This is a genomic window from uncultured Lutibacter sp., from assembly GCF_947495725.1.
In the GTDB taxonomy this organism is placed as follows: domain Bacteria; phylum Bacteroidota; class Bacteroidia; order Flavobacteriales; family Flavobacteriaceae; genus Lutibacter.
The window spans coordinates 216,412-236,078 of sequence record NZ_CANLZZ010000005.1; the positions used below are offsets into that span (position 1 = coordinate 216,412).

Annotated in this window: 17 protein-coding genes; 7 read left to right on the forward strand and 10 right to left on the reverse strand. The window is 29.2% G+C overall.

Annotation, left to right across the window (positions count from 1 at the left end; all coding sequences use genetic code 11):
• Nucleotides 1-141 precede the first annotated feature (141 nt).
• From Q0776_RS13095 to Q0776_RS13105, 3 genes are read left to right on the forward strand one after another with little or no spacing between them, the layout of a single operon-like run.
• Entirely contained in the window at nucleotides 142-1,350 is a 1,209-nt protein-coding gene (locus tag Q0776_RS13095; protein WP_298369031.1) for a VWA domain-containing protein, read from the forward strand.
• 34 nt (nucleotides 1,351-1,384) lie between these two features.
• Nucleotides 1,385-2,191 carry a hypothetical protein gene (locus tag Q0776_RS13100; RefSeq protein ID WP_298369035.1) on the forward strand — a complete coding sequence of 269 codons (807 nt, stop codon included), beginning with the start codon at nucleotides 1,385-1,387 and terminating at the stop codon, nucleotides 2,189-2,191.
• A gap of 12 nt (nucleotides 2,192-2,203) precedes the next feature.
• Nucleotides 2,204-2,638, forward strand: coding sequence for a hypothetical protein (locus Q0776_RS13105; protein WP_298369036.1), 435 nt, complete (start codon nucleotides 2,204-2,206; stop codon nucleotides 2,636-2,638).
• 80 nt (nucleotides 2,639-2,718) lie between these two features.
• Here the strand turns inward: Q0776_RS13105 and Q0776_RS13110 are convergent, their stop codons facing one another.
• The 9 genes from Q0776_RS13110 to Q0776_RS13150 all read right to left on the reverse strand — a co-directional run bounded on the left by Q0776_RS13110 (nucleotide 2,719) and on the right by Q0776_RS13150 (nucleotide 13,249).
• On the reverse strand, nucleotides 2,719-2,847 hold the full coding sequence (locus Q0776_RS13110) for a hypothetical protein (RefSeq protein ID WP_298369039.1): 129 nt from the start codon (nucleotides 2,845-2,847) through the stop codon (nucleotides 2,719-2,721).
• Nucleotides 2,848-2,997: 150 nt separating this feature from the next.
• A complete protein-coding gene (locus Q0776_RS13115) occupies nucleotides 2,998-4,185 on the reverse strand; it encodes an aminotransferase class III-fold pyridoxal phosphate-dependent enzyme (RefSeq protein WP_298369041.1) in 1,188 nt (395 codons plus the stop codon).
• Between the two features lie 19 nt (nucleotides 4,186-4,204).
• Nucleotides 4,205-5,902, reverse strand: a complete 1,698-nt coding sequence (locus tag Q0776_RS13120; protein WP_298369044.1) for an OstA-like protein — start codon at nucleotides 5,900-5,902, stop codon at nucleotides 4,205-4,207.
• Between the two features lie 96 nt (nucleotides 5,903-5,998).
• Nucleotides 5,999-7,270 (reverse strand): adenylosuccinate synthase, encoded by a 1,272-nt coding sequence (locus Q0776_RS13125; protein ID WP_298369048.1) that lies wholly within the window; start codon nucleotides 7,268-7,270, stop codon nucleotides 5,999-6,001.
• Nucleotides 7,271-7,294: 24 nt separating this feature from the next.
• The gene (locus tag Q0776_RS13130) at nucleotides 7,295-7,738 is read right to left on the reverse strand and encodes a transcriptional repressor (protein WP_298369051.1); all 444 of its coding nucleotides are present in this window, start codon (nucleotides 7,736-7,738) and stop codon (nucleotides 7,295-7,297) included.
• Between the two features lie 100 nt (nucleotides 7,739-7,838).
• Nucleotides 7,839-10,058 carry a RelA/SpoT family protein gene (locus tag Q0776_RS13135; RefSeq protein WP_298369054.1) on the reverse strand — a complete coding sequence of 740 codons (2,220 nt, stop codon included), beginning with the start codon at nucleotides 10,056-10,058 and terminating at the stop codon, nucleotides 7,839-7,841.
• Between the two features lie 45 nt (nucleotides 10,059-10,103).
• The gene (locus tag Q0776_RS13140; protein ID WP_298369056.1) at nucleotides 10,104-11,336 is read right to left on the reverse strand and encodes a M48 family metallopeptidase; all 1,233 of its coding nucleotides are present in this window, start codon (nucleotides 11,334-11,336) and stop codon (nucleotides 10,104-10,106) included.
• Between the two features lie 17 nt (nucleotides 11,337-11,353).
• Complete coding sequence (locus Q0776_RS13145; protein ID WP_298369059.1) at nucleotides 11,354-12,157, reverse strand: RNA methyltransferase; 804 nt, start codon at nucleotides 12,155-12,157, stop codon at nucleotides 11,354-11,356.
• A gap of 24 nt (nucleotides 12,158-12,181) precedes the next feature.
• Nucleotides 12,182-13,249: a DUF3810 domain-containing protein gene (locus Q0776_RS13150; protein ID WP_298369061.1), complete on the reverse strand. Its 1,068-nt coding sequence runs from the start codon at nucleotides 13,247-13,249 to the stop codon at nucleotides 12,182-12,184.
• 240 nt (nucleotides 13,250-13,489) lie between these two features.
• Between Q0776_RS13150 and dnaB the strand changes: the two genes are divergently transcribed.
• From dnaB to bshA, 4 genes are all read left to right on the forward strand, one after another.
• Nucleotides 13,490-15,010 carry a replicative DNA helicase gene (gene dnaB, locus Q0776_RS13155; protein WP_298369063.1) on the forward strand — a complete coding sequence of 507 codons (1,521 nt, stop codon included), beginning with the start codon at nucleotides 13,490-13,492 and terminating at the stop codon, nucleotides 15,008-15,010.
• Between the two features lie 4 nt (nucleotides 15,011-15,014).
• Nucleotides 15,015-16,301 carry an asparagine synthetase B gene (locus Q0776_RS13160; RefSeq protein WP_298369065.1) on the forward strand — a complete coding sequence of 429 codons (1,287 nt, stop codon included), beginning with the start codon at nucleotides 15,015-15,017 and terminating at the stop codon, nucleotides 16,299-16,301.
• Nucleotides 16,302-16,393: 92 nt separating this feature from the next.
• Complete coding sequence (locus Q0776_RS13165; RefSeq protein WP_298369067.1) at nucleotides 16,394-17,239, forward strand: transketolase; 846 nt, start codon at nucleotides 16,394-16,396, stop codon at nucleotides 17,237-17,239.
• Between the two features lie 191 nt (nucleotides 17,240-17,430).
• A complete protein-coding gene (bshA, locus tag Q0776_RS13170; RefSeq protein WP_298369068.1) occupies nucleotides 17,431-18,564 on the forward strand; it encodes an N-acetyl-alpha-D-glucosaminyl L-malate synthase BshA in 1,134 nt (377 codons plus the stop codon).
• On the opposite strand, the gene aroB is transcribed toward bshA, so the two are convergent.
• Entirely contained in the window at nucleotides 18,561-19,628 is a 1,068-nt protein-coding gene (aroB, locus tag Q0776_RS13175) for a 3-dehydroquinate synthase (protein WP_298369069.1), read from the reverse strand. The two genes, bshA and aroB, sit on opposite strands and share 4 nt — an antisense overlap.
• Nucleotides 19,629-19,667 lie beyond the last annotated feature (39 nt).

Genomic DNA, 19,667 nt, shown 5'->3' on the forward strand with positions numbered 1-19,667 from the left:
AATTTTTTGTAGCGTTTTGTAACTTCAATACGTACTGTAATTAATAGGTTAAAAATTTAATTTTACAATTAATTACAAAAATTATAGAATCTCAATGCTTGCTTTATAGGCAAGCTGAGGTTTTATATAAAAAAGAAAAAGATGGTTTCAAAAATTTTAAAGAAAATTGCATTTAGTTTAGTAGCATTGGTATTTTTATTATTTTCAGCTTGTAATGAAGATGGTTTAAGCGAAACAATTGATGGGGATTATTCGGGAGACATTAAATTAAGTTCGGAAGGATCTGGTGTTGAAACTCCAGGAGGATCGGATCAAGGTAATGGGAATAATACAGGATTGATAACAGCAGGAGAGTGGAATGATCTTGAAAATTGGAATTTTTGGAAGAATATTTTAAATGAAAACGAATACTTTAAAAATGTAAGTTACTGGGAGTTTTATACCCTAAAAAGAATTTCTGTTCAAGTTAAAAATAACGCAACACCAATTATTAATTCAAAAGTTGAATTAAAATTAAATAATGAGTTGGTTTGGCAAAGTATGACAGATAATTTTGGGAAAACAGAACTTTTTGTCGATTTATTTAAAGACTCTAATATTAGTAATTTTAATGGATTTAAATTGTTTATTAATGGTATAGAAAATACCACTCCTTTAAAATTTGTTGAAGATGGAATTGTAGAAGTTGAGTTAAATTCAGCTCAAAACAATAGTTCAAATAAAGTTGAAATTGCATTTATTGTGGACGCAACTGGATCTATGGGTGATGAATTAGAATTTTTAAAGGATGATTTAAAAGACGTTATTCAACGTTCCGAGCAAAGTAATTCGGAGTTAGATATTTTTACAGGAACTGTTTTTTACAGAGATAGAGATGATGATTATTTAGTAAAAAGTTCTGGTTTTACAAACAATATAAGTTCAACTTTAAATTTTATAAACCAGCAAAGTGCTAATGGTGGTGGAGATTTTCCCGAAGCGGTTGATTCAGCATTAGATGAAGCTTTAACAGAATTGCAGTGGTCTTTAAATTCTAGAACCCGAATTGCATTTTTATTATTGGATGCACCACCACATTACAATGTTCAAATTTTAGATAAATTACACAGTTTAATTACTAAATACGCAGAAAAAGGTATTAAACTTATCCCAATAACAGCTAGTGGAATTGATAAAGAAACAGAGTTTTTAATGCGATTTTTTGCAGTTAGTACAAATGGAACCTATGTTTTTATAACTAACGATAGTGGTATTGGAAATGAACATTTAGAGGCAAGTGTTGGAGATTATCAGGTTGAAAATTTAAATAATTTATTGGTAAGACTCATTGACAAGTACTCTACAAATTAATTATTAAATTAGATGTTAGAATAAAAAAAGACTGATGAAAAAGTATTTACTATTTATACTGGCAGTTTATACATTAAGTTGTAATTCTGATGATGAACTATCAAGTAATTCTGAATTCTCAGAGTTTATTTCAGAAAATAAAATAGACTCTGACATTAATTTTATGCCAGTTGAAATATATAATACTAATGAGTTGCAAGAACCAATACTAAAATTAAAGTTAGTTACTTCTAAAATTTACCCTTGTATAAATTTTTCTTTGTCAACTACTGAATTTATAAAAAACAACGAATTAATTATAAGGTTTGAAGGAATAATTGAATCGGAAATTTGCCTTACAGCAATTGGCCCTGCAATGTCTTACGTTGATTTACCTAAAACTATAAATAAAATAACCTTTATAAATGGTAATAGTATTGATACATATTCTATAGAAATTAATCAAAACAAAATTTCTATTTCACCTATCGAAAACAGATTTACTAATTCATTATACAACGAAACTTTTAGAATTCCAGAAAATTCATTTGCATATGTATGTGGAACAAATACAAACAATACAAATATTTATTCCGATTTTTTAGCAATACTATCCGAAAATCCAAGCTTTGAGGAATTTGAATTTGAAGGAGAGGGGAGAATTCCTTATCCTTTAAGCTCAGATGGAAATTGGGTTAATCACCCTTCGCGGTATTTCACCTATTCTAATTTTGAAAAATTTAAAGATTTAGGTAACATTTTAAATGAATATTCTATTGAAAATATTGAAGAAAATTCAGGAGTAACAATTGCAATTTATAGTTGGAATAATATTAATTATTACAGTTGGATTGATAATTAAAAGAATTATTTTATGAAAAACCACTTTTTAATTGGACTATTTGTTTGTTTATTTATTTCGTGCAGTCGAAATGAAGAATTAACCAATAATGGTGAGTACTATGCGTTAATAAAAATGAGTGGAAGTATTGCAGGTTCTGAAACCACTGGTGAAGATATGGAATGGCAAGAAACAATTTGTCTTTATTCAAATAACACATTTACAAAAATTCGTTTTACTGAAGATGAAAAAATTGAAGCTTTTGGATCCTATTCTAAAAAGATAATTGAATCTGAAGAATTTGTAGAACTTGTTTATGATATTGATAATTCGCTTATTGCAAATTATACGGGCAATTTAATTGAACATCTTATTGTTTTGGATGATTATAGTTTACAAGGCACTTGGAGTTATTGCGATGGACCAGTTTTAGAATATTCTAAGGCAATCTTATGTGGTACTATTTAATTGTTTATTATTAGAAAAAAAAACCTATAAAAATATTTATAGGTTTTGATTAAGTATTCATAGTAAAAAATTAAGTTAATTTATGAAGCATATAATCCGTATCTTCTAAAACGATCCCATTGTAATCTTTTTGTTCGGCTAAAATTTACAATTAGTACTTTTTTCTTTTTACTTTTTTCTTCGGTTTTGTTTAAGTTTAAAGTTTTCATAATAGTAGTTTTTAATTGTTATTGTACTTAAATGACGTTTATTATTTAAGTTTGTTACTCTATTATGTATAACATAGTACTTTATTAACAATAATTTAACTAAAATATTGTGACTTAACAAGTTGGGTGTTTAATGGATTAACTTAAGGATTAATAATCGGCTAAAATTTCATTTAAAGCCTCAATAATTATATTACAACCTATATAAATTTCTTCTTCACTAATTGTAAGAGGAGGCGTAATTCTAATGGCTTTACCTTCAAATAAAAGCCAAAATAAGAGTAGGCCTTTATCTAAACATTTTAAAATTATTTTTGAAGCCATTTCGGGAGTTTCAACTATAGCAGCAAGCATTAATCCTTTTCCTCTAATTTCAGATATAAGAGGATGAATTAATATTTTTCGAATTAATTTTTCTTTTTCTAAGGTTTGCTCAATAAGATTAGAATTAAATAATTCTTGAAGAGTAGCATTTGCCGCTGCCGCAATAACTGGATGCCCACCAAAAGTTGTAATATGTCCTAATTTTGGATGTTGTTTTAAGCAACTCATTATTTCTTTCGAAGAAATAAATGCTCCAATTGGCATTCCTCCACCTAATCCTTTTCCTGTAACAATTATATGTGGAATTACATTGTAGTTTTCAAATCCAAAAAATTTGCCAGTTCTACCAATTCCTGATTGAATTTCATCTAAAATTAATAAAGCGCCAACTTCTTCGCATTTTTCTTTAACTTTTTTTAAATAGTCATTTATTGGTTGAATAAATCCAGCACCACCTTGTATAGTTTCTAAAATTACTCCAGCTGTTTTCGATGTAATTTTTTCAATATCAATTGGGTTATTAAACTCTATAAATCTAATACCTGGAATTAAAGGCCTAAACGCACTATTTTGTTGTTCAGCACCACAAACACTCATAGCACCTTGTGTATTGCCGTGATATCCATTTTTGGCGGCTATAATTTCACTTTTACCTGTAAATCTTTTTGCCAGTTTAATTGCACCCTCAGTAGCTTCCGTACCGGAATTGGTAATATAAACTGTTTCAAAATAAGTAGGTAAATGATTAATAAGATTTTTACAAAGATCTAATTGAGGTTTTTGAATAAAATCTCCATATACCATAACATGTGTATAATGGTCAACCTGATCTTTTATTGCCTTTGAAATTATAGGATGGCAATGTCCTAATGTATTGGCACTTACTCCAGCAATAAAATCTAAATATTCTTTATTTTTTGTGTCATATACATATGAGCCATTAGCTCGTAAAACTTCTAAAGCTAGTGGGTAAGGACTAGTTTGTGCTTGATAATTAAAGAAATCTTCTTTCAAAGTAATTAATTTATTTAATCTAATTTTCCTTTATCTCTAAATTTTCACCTTCAACTTTTTTCTTAGCAATAGGCTTATTTTTAGTTAACTCTTCTTCTGTATCTTTTATAGTATTGTTATCTTTTTTCTTTTCAGTTGCTTTTTTTTCTACAGTATTTAAATCAATTTTGTCTGAAGGTTTTTTTTGTGCTATTTTATCCATTTCCTTTAACGGCTCGTCTTTTATAAAAATATCATCTTTAGTTAAAGGCCGTTCATTTTCTCTCCAAACAAATCCTTTTAACAATTTTTCTTCTTCTTTTAATTCTTTAAATTCGGAAGGAGGATAGGTATAACCTTTTATTGTTTGGTAATAATCAATACTTTTTACATCGTTATTTTCTAGAAGTATTAAAATATTTTGACTGCACTGTTTTTTATCTATTCCAAAAAGCTCACCAGTTTCGCTTCTTAAAAAAAAGAGTGTTTCGCTATTTCCAACTGCATCTAAGGATATTAATTTGTTATCTTTAAATTTACCAAACATATTTTTACCCTTTAACTGACTATATCCTGCCGAATCTTTTTGAACCATTAACCCATTATTTTTAATTTTTAATGAATCTAATTGTTCTGTTTTTTGATTAGAAATAAATTGGATAGTATCACCGGTAATTTGATTTTCTTCAGCCCAAAGAACAGGATTGGTAAATAGTTTTGTGAGACCTGTTTTTTCTTCAGAAACTAAAGAATCGCATTTCCCTTGTAAATTAGATTTAAATAGTTTTACACGATAGAAAGCTTTTACTATCCGCTCATCAACCTTTCCGGTAACCATTAATTTATCTCCATGAATATATAGAGAGTCGTTTTCCAAAACTGATATTGCCACAGCTTTATCTGTTATATATACAGAGTCTTTAGCCTTAAAATATTCGGCATAGCCACCTTTTATAATAGATGCATTTGCAGTATCCAAAACTATAATATTACCTGTTGCAGATGCATAATCTATATTTTTATTGTAATATAAACTATCACCTTCAATAGTTCTATCGCCATAAAATATTTTTGAATTGTCTAAAAAGTGAGAAATATTAGTTTTTGAATTATGATGACCTTTTTCGGTATATATAGAGTTTTCCGCACTTGTAATTGTTGACGGTCCATAAATTTCAGCAATTCCGGTACTGGTAAAATAATCCAATCGTTCCGAAATTAATTTACTGTCCTTATTAGTAACATCAACCCTGTTAAAAGCCTGAAATTTATTTGTTCTTAAATAATAACTACCTATTTCACTTTTAAGAAGATTGGTTGTGTCTCTAATTGTTCCTCCAGTATTATAATATAAATGTTGTTTTTGTCTATCGAAAAATAATGTATCTGTTTTAAGGGTCATTAATTCGTCTTTAAGCAAAACATCGCCCCATGAAGTTGCTAGTTTTTTTTCTCCATCATAATCGACATATTTGCTATATTGAGTAATTGTATCACCTTGATTTATAATTACATTACCCATAGCCTTTATAATTTTAGTGTCTTGGTAAATATATGCTTTATCGCAACGTAGAGTTGCACCTTCATGTTCAACAAAAACATTTCCAAGTGATATAATAGCGCCCGGATATTTTGGGTCTACCATTGTATTATCGGCTTTTAAAATTTTAATTTTTTTCGATTGTGAAAATCCAGTAAAACTTAAAAAAGCTAATAGTATTATAAAAAGATGTTTCAAGATTCTAAAATTTAAACACAAAACTAACAAAAAAGTAGTTTGTATATTGTAATACTGTGTTAAAAAAAAAGCTTCAATAGTTGAAGCTTTTTTTTATTATCTCATTATTGTTTGTTTCCTATCAGGACCTACTGAAACTATTTTAACAGGTACTTCAACAAAATCTTCTATAAACTTAATGTAGTCCATTAATTCTTTTGGTAAAGTATCTACAGAAGTCATTGAAGTTAAATCTTCTTTCCAACCTTTAAATTCAGTATAGTTTGGTGTTACGTTATGCTCTTCAATATTGTAAGGTAGGTGTTTAACTTCGGTACCTTTATAATTGTAAGAAGTACAAACTTTTAAGGTATCGAAACCAGATAGTACGTCACCTTTCATCATCATTAGTTGAGTTACACCGTTAATTTCAACAGCGTATTTTAGAGCAATTAAATCTAACCATCCACATCTTCGTGGTCGTCCTGTTGTTGCACCAAATTCGTGACCAACTCTAGACATTGTTTCTCCATCTTCATCAAATAATTCTGTTGGGAATGGTCCTGAACCAACACGAGTGGTATATGCCTTAAAAATTCCAAAAACCTCACCAATTTTGTTTGGTGCAACACCTAAACCAGTACAGGCACCTGCAGCAGTTGTATTAGAAGAGGTTACAAATGGATATGTTCCAAAGTCAACATCTAATAATGATCCTTGTGCTCCTTCTGCTAAAACGGTTTTACCAGCTTTCATTGCAGCACTTAAATATTCTTCACTGTCAACAAAAGGAATTTGCTTTAAAAAGTCTAATGCAGCAAAAAATTCTTCCTCAAGTTCTTCTAAATTATAATCTAATTGAATACCATAATAATCAATCATTTTAATATGCTTTTGCACTAAAGCTTGATATCTTTCTTTGAAATCTTCCAGTTCAGTATCACCAATTCTAATACCATTTCTACCAGTTTTATCCATGTAAGTTGGACCAATTCCTTTAAGAGTAGAGCCAATTTTAGCTTTACCTTTAGAAGCTTCACTAGCAGCATCTAATAATCTGTGCGTTGGTAGAATTATATGTGCTTTTCGAGATATTACAAGTTTAGAAGCAAAATCAATATTATGTTTTGAAAGATTATCTAATTCTTTTTTAAAAATAACAGGGTCAATAACAACACCGTTTCCTACAACATTCATTGCTTTGTCATGAAATATTCCTGAAGGTATTGTATGTAATACGTGTTTTTGTCCATCAAAAATTAATGTATGCCCAGCGTTTGGTCCTCCTTGAAAACGAGCAATAATATCATAATTAGAGGTAAGGACATCTACAATTTTCCCTTTACCTTCATCTCCCCATTGTAATCCTAGTAATAAATTTACAGCCATGATGCTTTTTAAAATGTTAGTATGTTAGTTGTTTTTTTGTTTTTTTGTTCCGTAGAAATAGAGTGAATGATTGTGGATATCAATATTAAAAGTTTCTTCAATCGCTTTTTTTATTGTTTGCACTCGTGGGTCGCAAAACTCAATAACTTCACCAGTATCTGTTAAAATTACATGGTCGTGTTGTTTATCGAAATATGATTTCTCATAATGCGCTTGGTTTTGGCCAAATTGGTGTTTTCTAACTAGTCCACATTCTAAAAGTAATTCAATTGTATTATAGAGAGTTGCTCTACTTACTCTATAATTTTTATTTTTCATTTGGATATATAGAGATTCTATATCGAAATGATCGTTTAAATCATAGATTTCTTGAAGAATTGCAAATCGTTCGGGTGTTTTTCTGTGATTATTTGTTTCAAGAAATTTCACAAAAACGCTTTTTACAATTTTTTGATTTTCATTACTCATAAAAATGATTTTTTATTGAAAACTAAACGACAAAGTTAACTCTATTTTTTTTAAAAAAAACTTGATATCGCTATATTTATTAACTTTTATTGTGAATAAATTATAGTTTATAGATTCGTTCTACTTTATCTACTCCTTCAATTTTTTTAATACTATCACTAATTTTTTGAAGTTGGGTTTTATTTTTTACACTAACGGTTATTTTTCCTTCAAAAACTCCATCAGAACTCGATATGTTTAAGTTGTGGATATTAATATTCATATTTGTAGAAATAACCTTGGTTATTTCATTTGCCATTCCTTGGTGATCTACTCCATGAATTTTTATAATTGCTCTAAATTCTTGTTTGGTTGAGTCTATCCATTTAGCATTTATAATTCTATAAGCATAGTTGGCTTGCAAACTAATAGCATTAGGACAATCTTTTTTATGAACTTTAATTCCGTCGTTAATTGTTATAAAACCAAATACTTTATCACCAGGAATTGGGTTACAGCATTGAGACATTTTATAATCTAAATGCTCTTCTTCTTTTCCAAATACTAAAGAATCATAATTATCAACAACTTCATTTTTATCAATTGTATCAGCAACACTTTTAGATCTTTTAATTCGGTTTTTAAAGAAATTTACAATAGAGCTATTTCTAGATGAAATAAATTCTTTTAGTTGATTGTTATCTATGGAACCATTCCCCATACGGTAGAATAAATCCAAACTTGTTTTTAGTTTAAAAAACACAACAAGTTCATTAACAACTTTTTCGGTTAAATTTATTTTTAGGTGTCGTAGCTTTCTTGTTAGTATTTCTTTTCCTTCTTCGGCAATTTTCTTTTGGTCTTCATTAAGAGCATTTTTAATTCTAGTACGTGCTCTTGCGGTAACTACAAAATCTAGCCAACCAACATTTGGTTTTTGACTTTTTGCAGTTATAATTTCAACCTGATCACCACTTTTTAATTGGTGACTTATTGGTTTTAATTTTCCATTTACTTTGGCTCCTCTACAATTCATACCAACTTGGGTATGAATAGAAAAAGCAAAATCTAAAGCAGTTGCATTTTTTGGCAATGCTTTTAAATCTCCATTTGGTGTAAAAACAAATATTTCTTTTGAATACAGATTTAACTTAAAATCTTCTACAAAATCAACAGCATTGCTGTTTGGATTTTCTAATGAGTCTTTAATTTTATTAAGCCAATCGTCTAGTCCTGTTTCTCCTTCATTTTTGTTTTTGTATTTATAATGTGCGGCATATCCTTTTTCGGCAATTTCATCCATTCTTTCAGATCTAATTTGAACTTCAACCCAACGTCCCATAGGTCCCATTACAGTAATATGCAAGGATTCATATCCGGTTGATTTTGGCTGGCTAATCCAATCTCTTAATCTAATAGGATTGGGTCTAAAATGATCTGTTACAATTGAATAGATTTTCCACGCATCAAATTTTTCTTTTTTAATGGTTGATTTATATATAATTCGAATCGCAAATTTATCGTAAATTTCATCATAGGAAACTCCTTGTGAAAGCATTTTTTTACGAATGGAATAAATAGATTTTCTTCGCCCTTTAATAGTATATTCAAAACCTTCATTATCTAACGTAGATTTTAAGATATTTGAAAAAGATTCAATGTATTTTTTATGTTCTTCTGTACTTTGTGTGATTCTATTCGAAATATCCTTGTAAACATCAGGTTCTGTGTATTTTAACCCTAGATTTTCAAGTTCAGATTTTATGTTGTATAAACCTAATCTATGCGCTAAAGGAGCATAAATATAGAGCGTTTCGGAAGATATTTTTAGTTGCTTATCTGGAGGCATTGCATCCATTGTTTGCATATTATGCAATCTGTCTGCAATTTTTATTAAAATAACCCTAACATCATCATTTAAGGTTAATAACATTTTTCTAAAATTCTCTGCTTGTACAGATGCATCTTGATCTTTCTTTAAATGCGATATTTTAGTGAGCCCATTTACAATACGCGCTACATTTTCACCAAATAAACGTTCAATATCTTCTAAAGTATAATCGGTATCTTCAACTACATCGTGTAAAAGCGCGGCTACAATTGAAGTAGTATCTAAACCAATTTCATAGGCAACAATTTTTGCAACTGCAATTGGATGAAAAATATATGGTTCTCCAGTTTTTCTTCTCTGATCTTTATGAGCTTCTAATGCTATATCAAATGCTTTTCTAATTTCTTTTTTGTCAGCGTCAGTAAATGATTGATATGCACCTTTTAGCAAATCTTTGTATCGTTTTGCTATTTCTTTATTTTCTTCTTCTATGCTTAAGTTGTAACTCATCGCCTAAAAATAGAATTTTTTTATTGAGTAAACAATGGTAAAAGTTTATTTTTTTAAGTTAGAAATACGAGAGAGTAATGTAGGATGTGAATAATGAATTTTGACATATAATTTGCTAGGCGTTAAGTTGCTTAAACTATTTTTTGAAAGCTTTTTTAAAGCTGAAATTAATGATTCAGAATTGTAATTATTTTTAGCATAATCGTCGGCTTGATATTCAAATTTACGAGATAAAATATTCATTAACAGTCCAGTAATTTCTGAAATAGGACTGTATAATATAGCAAAGGCAATTAAACCAATATGAAAGCTCGAGTTTTCAACTCCTAAAGCTTGCGCAAGCATTTCATTTCCTACAAGTAAAGACAATATATAAAATGTGAAGCCTGTTAAAAGCAATGATAAAATTAGATTGTAAATAATATGTTTTTTCTTGTAATGACCAATTTCGTGGGCTAAAACAGCAACTATTTCATTGGTTTCCAAATCATTAATTAAGGTGTCGTAAAGAGTTACTCTTTTTTGAGATCCAAATCCAGAAAAGTAAGCATTTGCTTTTGTAGATCTTTTTGAACCATCAATTACAAAAATATTATCCAATTTAAAACCTACTTTTTTTCCAAAATTATTTATTTCTGTTTTTAATGGTCCTTCTTCTAAAGGTGTTTGTTTATTAAATATTGGAACAATTAATTTAGAATAAAACAAGTTCATAAAAATGGTAAATATTGCAATTAAACCCCAAGCATATAACCAAAAATTTGTAGTTGTTATTTGATAAAACCAAGTTAACAAAGCTAAAATTCCACCACCTAAAATCACCATCATTAACCAACCTTTAATTTTATCAAAAATAAATGTTTTTATGGTGGATTTATTAAATCCATATTTTTCCTCAATTACAAAAGTTTTATAATATGAAAAGGGTGTTGTAATAACATCACTGGCAAATAAGATAATTCCAAAGAAAATTAGTGTAATAATTATAGTATTATTAGAAATAGTTCTAGCTAAATTGTCTACAATTGCAAATCCATCTAAAAAGAAGAATAGTAGAGTAGTAATTATAGAAAAAGTACTTGTTATACTAGAAAATTTATAGTTTTCCTTTTTATACTCTTGAGATTTTAAGTATTCTTTTTCATTATAAATTCCTTCAAGTGGCTGAGGAATTTTATCATTAAAATGCTTTGCGTTATTGGCATCGATTAAAGTATCAAATATAAATTTGGCTAAAATTATTCCAATTAAGATATAAAAAAGTAGTTGAGGTGTCATTAATAGTTGTTTTAAAATTAAGCTAAACGTTGGCGTACGGCTTCAAAAAGGATAATTGCTGCACTTACGGAAACATTCATAGAATCTATTGCGCCTCTCATAGGAATAATAATATTTTGTGTAGTATTATTTAACCATTCATCGGTTAGGCCAGTTGCTTCTGTTCCAACAATAATTGCAGAAGGATTTGTAAAGTTTATAGTTTGGTATTCAACAGAAGCGGTTAATGCAGCTCCATACATTTCAATATTTTTGTCCTTTAAAAATTTAATAATTTCAGAAGTAGATCCTGTAGCAATATTTGTTGTAAATAAACACCCTACACTAGATCTTATAATGTTTGGGTTGTACATATCCGTTTTTGGATTTGCAATAAAAACGGCATCAATCCCTGCTGCATCAACAGTTCTTAATAATGCACCAATATTACCTGGTTTTTCGGGAGCTTCGGCTACCAGAATAAGAGGATTGCTATTTTTAAATTTAATGTTTGAAAGTGATAAATCTTTACTTTTGGCAACTGCAACAATACCTTCTGTGGTTGTTCTCATTGCAATTTTTTGATACACATCATTCGAAATTTCAATAATATCAATATTAGTTTTTATAGTTTCAACTAAATTATTAAATGCAATTTTATTAAAAATGGAAAAATCAACAAGCAACGTTTTTATTTCATAATTACCTAATACAGCTAATGAAATTTCACGAGCACCTTCAATTAAAAAGGAGTTTGTTTTTTTTCTTAATCGCGATTTATCCTTAAGCTGTACAAGTTCTTTAATTAGCGAATTACTTGTACTTGAAATTTGTTTGTGCATATTGCAAAAATAATAGAATAATATCTATAATTCTTTTGTTTTATAGTAATTTATTAATAATGTAACCATTTTACTATAACCTACAATTCCGTCTTTTTGTTTGTTGGCTTTAAGGTAATTATCGTAAAACGATTTAAAGTATTTCTCGGTCCAATTATTATAACTTTCCCAAAATTCTTGACTTTGCTTTAAATCTTTTAAAATACCTTTACTAATTAGTAATTTTAATTCTTCAAAACTGTTAGGGTCTTTTCGGTAAACTTCAGAAATACAATAACGCAGAGCCATTAAATAGCCCGAATAATTAAAATAATCTTCTCTTGAATGTGTAGCCGCTAAATAACCAATAAAATTAGCCTCACTTTCAGAAGCATATCCAACCTGATGAGCAATTTCGTGGCAAACTGTTGCTGGGTAATTATTTTTTGGAATCAATGAATTAACCTGTGCTTCATTAGTTAACGGATTTAAATAGCCAGCAAATCCCATATAAGTTAAAGGAATACTAAAAAGCGAATGTTTAACAGTTGAGTTTTTATAAGCAAATTGAACATATTTTTTTTCTAAATCTTCGTACGCAGTTGGAGCAATTGCTTTAATTTTATTTTTTGAAAGAGAATTTTCATAAAGTAAAGTGTCATTTTTAACTAAATGTTTATGAACCTTATTAGTTTTTATAATTAATCTTTTGGTAAAATCAATTAAATCTTCATTGGAATAATTTGAAATTGAAATATTTAAAGTTTCACTTATAGGTTGTCTAAAATAATTCAAGGCCCAATTCAAATGAAAAAAGAAAAATATAACAGAAAGTGTTCCAGTAATTTTAAACAAGCTATTTTTTATATCTTTAAATTTAAATAGGTTAATAATTAATTTAGCAATAATAAAAATTAAAAAAATATAAAGTAAATCACCAACAGAAAAAGAAACCCAACCAAATAAAACTCTATAAAAACGTGAAATATATAAGTAAACTCCATTTGAATAATACGTTTCAATAAATGAATGATTTAGGGCAATTAACTGTATAAAAGCCCATTGCATTACTAAAAGAGCCGTTAAAATTTTATATACCTTGTTAGCGTTCATTTTTCAAAAATAGGAAATTATATTTCACTAAATTTTATAATTATAGTTATTAACAAAAAAGGTACTTGTTAACAAAAAATGTGCAAATAATTTTTTTAATTGAGGCTAATTTGAGTATTAAAAATTTACATTTGTGCAACTTAAAAAATAATGGTTTATATTATTTTTATGAGTAGATAAAATTGCACACAATTTTTTTACTAAAAAAAGAGTTTTACTAATATATATATTCAATTAAGAGTGAAAAATTTACAACCTGTACCGGCTAAAAAGTTTAATAAGAAAAGTACTGTAATAAACCTGGAGAAAGGTAAATTACCGCCTCAAGCTGTTGAGTTAGAGGAAGCTGTGTTAGGTGCAATGATGATTGATAAAAAAGGTGTTGATGACGTAATTGATATTTTACATTCTGAAGTTTTTTACAAAGAATCACATCAACATATTTATGAGGCTATTTATACATTGTTTCAAAATTCGGAACCAACGGATTTATTAACCGTTGCGAATCAGTTAAAAAAATCGGGAAAATTAGAACTAATTGGAGGAGATTTTTACTTAATTGGTTTAACTCAAAAAGTAGCTTCATCGGCACATATTGAATTTCACGCACGTATTATTCTTCAAAAATACATTCAACGTAAATTAATTTCAATTTCTGCTGAAATTATTGAAGAAGCTTACGATGAAACTGTAGATGTATTTGACTTATTAGATGATGCTGAAACAAAATTATTTGAAGTTACGCAGGGGAATTTAAAGAAAGGTTCTGAAGATGCACAAGGTCTTGTTAATCAGGCAATCAAGAAGATTCAGGAGATTTCAAATAAACAGGGAATGAGTGGTGTTGCCACTGGTTTTACACGTTTGGATGAATTAACATCGGGTTGGCAACCTTCGGATTTAGTAATTTTAGCTGCACGTCCTGGTATGGGAAAAACAGCATTTGTAATGTCAATGGCAAAAAATATGGCCATTGATTTTGGAACTCCTGCCGCCATATTTTCATTAGAGATGTCTTCTGTACAGTTAATTACTCGTATGATATCAAGTGAAACAGGAATTTCTTCAGGAAAATTAAGAAAAGGGAATTTAGAGCCACATGAATGGGAACAATTAAACGTTAAAGTTAAAAATTTATCGAAAGCTCCTATATTTATTGATGATACACCATCCTTATCTATTTTTGATTTACGTGCAAAAGCTCGTCGTTTAGCATCGCAACACGGAATTAAAATAATTATTATTGATTATTTACAGTTAATGACCGCAGGAAGTTCATCTAACGGAAATCGAGAACAAGAAATTTCAACAATATCTAGAAATCTAAAAGCATTAGCAAAAGAATTGGCAATTCCTGTAATAGCATTATCTCAGTTATCACGTGCTGTTGAAACACGTGGAGGAAGTAAGCGTCCGTTATTATCCGATTTACGTGAATCTGGAGCAATTGAACAAGATGCCGATATTGTTTCCTTTATTTTTAGACCAGAATATTATGGTTTAACAGAGTGGGATGATGAAGAAAGAACACCTTGCGAAGGACAAGCAGAGTTTATTGTTGCAAAACACAGAAACGGTGGTTTAGAAAATATTAGATTAAAATTTACTGGGCATTTAGCTCAATTTAGCAATTTAGATGAAGATTTTGGAAATGAGTTTCATTCAAAAATGAATAGTGAAATTTCAACAAGTAATTTTACAAGTCCTGAAGATGCATTTGGAGCTCCAGATAGCTTAGATGATGGTGATGTTCCATTTTAAAAGTATGAATTTATATAAAAGCCTATTATTATTTAAAAAAGCACTGCTTATATTGGTATTGCTTTTTTCGCATTCAATATATGCATCATTCGTTTTAATTCCGATGGATGATGTTACCCAAACCAATCATTTAAAAGCTTATGGAATAACCTATTGGTCATTAAATAATGGAAATAAGGCTAAATGGTTATTAAATTATAAAGGTGGTTCGTTTTTGTTAGAAGACAACGAAGCAACAAGAAATGAATGTAAAATAAGAGGGGTTTATTTTGAAGTGATTTCAAATACTGAAGCAGCAAATATTTTACAAGATATTAGCAGTCCATCGAAAAACATGGAGGCAGTTTTATTAGAAAAAGCGCCAAAAATAGCCGTGTATTCACCTAAAAATAAAATGCCTTGGGATGATGCGGTAACTATGGTTTTAACCTATGCCGAAATTCCTTTTGATGTAGTGTATGATGAAGAAGTTTTGGAAGAAAAACTTTTGTTATATGAATGGCTGCACTTACATCATGAAGATTTTACGGGACAATTTGGAAAGTTTTATGGAGCTTATAGAGCAGCACCGTGGTATATTGAACAAAAAAAGTCGGCAGAAGAATTAGCCACAAAATTGGGATATTCGAAGGTATCTCAAGAAAAATTAGCGGTTTCATTAAAAATTCGAGATTTTGTTATTGGAGGTGGATTTATGTTTGCAATGTGTTCTGCTACAGATAGTTTTGATATAGCATTATCTGCAGAAGGAATTGATATTTGTGAAAGTATGTTTGATGGAGATCCTTCAGAAATAGATTATCAAGATAAAATTGATTACAATAAAACTTTTGCATTTAAAGATTTTTCCTTAGTTAAAAATCCTACTGAATATGAGTTTTCATCTATCGATATGACGCGTAAAAGGCAAAATATAAAACGAACTGCAGATTATTTTGAATTAAAGGAATATTCAGCAAAATGGGATCCTGTACCAACAATGTTATGTCAAAACCATACTACTTTGGTAAAAGGATTTATGGGACAAACTACTTCGTTTGATAGAAGCGCCATAAAATCCAATATTTTAGTAATGGGTGAAATTAAACTAAATCAAGAAGCTCGTTATATACATGGTGTTAAAGGAAAAGGAATGTTTACTTTTTATGGTGGTCACGATCCTGAAGACTATCAGCATAGAGTTGGAGATCCTAAAACGGAGCTAGATTTACATCCAAACTCTCCGGGTTATAGACTAATTCTAAACAACGTATTATTTCCAGCTGCAAAAAAGAAAAAGCAAAAAACATAGGTGTTAATAACAACATTAAAAGTTTATTAACAAAAATCGTTGCCTCATAATTCTAAAATACTATTTTTGCGACATTATTTAAAAATATATAAATGTCAACTACAAAAGAACTGCAAAATTTTGCTCAACAAGTAAGAAGAGATATTGTTAGAATGGTACATGCTGTTAAATCTGGTCATCCAGGTGGATCGTTAGGCTGTAATGAATTTTTGACTGTTTTATATCAAGATGTAATGGATTATTCTACTGAATTTTCTATGGATGGTAAAAATGAGGATATTTTCTTTTTGTCAAACGGGCATATTTCTCCGTTATTTTACAGTGTTTTATCTAGAAGTGGTTTTTTTCCAGTTGAAGAATTAGCAACTTTTAGATTGTTAAACTCACGTTTACAAGGACACCCAACTACGCATGATGGATTACCAGGTGTTAGAATGGCTTCGGGTTCATTAGGTCAAGGAATGAGTGTTGCAATTGGAGCAGCTCAAGCTAAAAAACTAAATGGAGATAATAAGTTAATTTATTCTTTGCACGGCGATGGTGAATTGCAAGAAGGTCAAAATTGGGAAGCAATAATGTATGCAGCAGGTAAAAATGTTGATAATTACATTGCCACAATAGACTACAATGGACAGCAAATTGATGGTTCAACAGATCAGGTTTTACCATTGGGAGATTTAAAAGCAAAATTTGAAGCTTTTGGTTGGATTGTTTTAGAAGAAAAAAAAGGAAACGATATTGACAGTATTAAAAAGGTACTAGCGGAAGCTAAATCATTGACAGGTAATGGAAAACCAGTTTGCATATTGTTAAAAACTGAAATGGGTAATGGAATTGATTTTATGATGCACACACATGCTTGGCATGGAAAAGCACCAAGTGATGCTCAATTAGAAGATGCATTAAATCAAAACCCACAAACTTTAGGAGATTACTAAACATATTATTTTTTAGGTAAAATAATTATATAAAAAGAACCCTTTCATTAATTTGAAAGGGTTTTTTTATGATTTTTTTATAAAATTAGTTCAGTTTAATTGTAAGTTTCCTTATATATTTACAACTCTTAAAAAAATAATTTTAATTAAAATTTTCAAATTGATAATCTTTCAATTTTAAATAAACATTTATGAAAATAGGAATAGTATGTTATCCAACTTTTGGAGGAAGTGGAGTAGTAGCAACTGAATTAGGTATGGCTTTAGCACAAAAAGGACATCACGTTCATTTTATTACTTATAAACAGCCCGTTAGGTTGGATTTTATTTCAAACGATATACATTTTCATGAAGTTTTTGTAGAAGAGTATCCACTATTTCAATTTCAACCCTATGAGTTGGCTTTATCGAGCAAAATGGTTGAAGTTGTGAGAATGTATGATTTAGAAATTTTGCATGTTCACTATGCAATTCCACACGCATATGCAGCATACATGGCAAAGCAAATGCTAAAGGAAAAAGGAATTGATATAAAAGTTGTTACAACTTTACATGGTACAGATATTACATTAGTTGGAAGTCACCCTAATTATAAAACAGCTGTGGAATTTAGTATTAATAATTCTGATGCTGTAACAACAGTTTCTGAAAGTTTAAAAAATGATACTTTAAGACTATTTAATATTACAAAAGAAATTTATGTAATAAATAATTTTATAGACTTTGAAAAATATCCAGAAATTGGTTCCGAGGAATGTCAAAGACATACAATTGCAAAAGAAAATGAAAGAATTATAACACATATAAGTAATTTAAGACCTGTTAAAAGAGCTTGGGATGTTATTGATGTATTTTATAAAATTCAAAAGGAAGTGCCGTCTAAATTATTGTTAGTTGGAGAAGGGCCAGACCGAGAACGTATAGAATGCCAAGCAAAAGATTTAGGAATTTTAGATAAAATACTTTTCTTGGGAAATAGTAATGAGGTAAATAAATTATTGTGTTATTCCGATTTATTTCTACTTCCTTCAGAAACTGAAAGTTTTGGATTGGCCGCGCTTGAAGCAATGGCAGCAAGAACGCCAGTAATTTCAACTAATTCGGGAGGATTGCCAGAGGTTAATATAAATGGTGTTACGGGTTACTTAAGTAATGTAGGAGATACTGATGATATGGCAATGAACGGAATCTCTATATTAAAAAATGACCAAACATTACAGCAATTTAAAGAAAATGCTTTGATGCAGGCAAAAAGGTTTAGTCTTCAAAATGTACTTCCAGGTTATAAAGAAGTATATAGAGAAGTAATTGCTAATTGCTGTTAAGAATTATAATAGTTTAAGGCTTCAATTAATAAGCTTTTTTCAACTTTACAATTAAACTTATATTTTTCTAAATCTGTTAGAAGAACAAAATTTACTTGGCCGCTTACATTCTTTTTATCATGTATTAAAAGTTCAATAATACCATCATAATCGGAAGTTTCTATAATAACTTTCCCATATTTAGCAATTATAGATTTTTTTATGTCTTCTAATGTTTTAGTAGGAAAGTTTAGTAATTTTTCAGATAAATAAGCTTCAGTAATCATTCCAATAGCAATAGCTTCTCCGTGGGTAAGGTTTTCTTTATTTTCAGAATCTAAGAAATAAGATTCAATAGCATGGCCTAATGTATGTCCATAGTTTAAAATTTTTCTAATTCCATGTTCCTTTGGGTCTTCTGTAACAACCTCATTCTTAATTTCGATAGAACGATGTATTAAGGAGCTAATGTTTTCAACAGACAATTCACTAAAATTATTAATTTTATCCCAAATTTTAACATCGTATGTTAATCCATATTTAATAATTTCTGCCAACCCCGATCTAATTTCTCGTTCTATAACAGTATTTAAAAATCGTGTATCAATTAGTACCATTTGTGGGTCAGAAAACAACCCAATTTGATTTTTTAACACTCCTAAATCAACACCTGTTTTTCCACCCACAGAAGCATCTACCATACTTAATAAAGTTGTAGGGATATTTATAAAACTAATTCCTCTTTTAAAACAAGAAGCTACAAAACCACCTAAATCAGTAATAACACCTCCACCCAAATTAATAAGTAAACTTTTTCTATCGGCACCTAATTCTGTTAAAGCATGCCAAACGCCTGTACAAGTGTCTAAATTTTTGTTTTCTTCACCAGCTTCAATCTCAATAATTTCAATTTCAGAATTGGTTTTAAGTTCATCCAATAAAATTGGTAAGCAATTTTCGTTTGTATTTTCGTCCACCAAAATAAACAATTTAGAAGGCGGATTTTCAGCTAAATAGGAATTTAATTTTAGGTAAGCATCCTCTTGAAAGTTTACAAAGTAATTATTGGATAATATTGGTGTCATTTTGGATAATATTTTAGTGCAAATTAAAGGTAAAAAAAC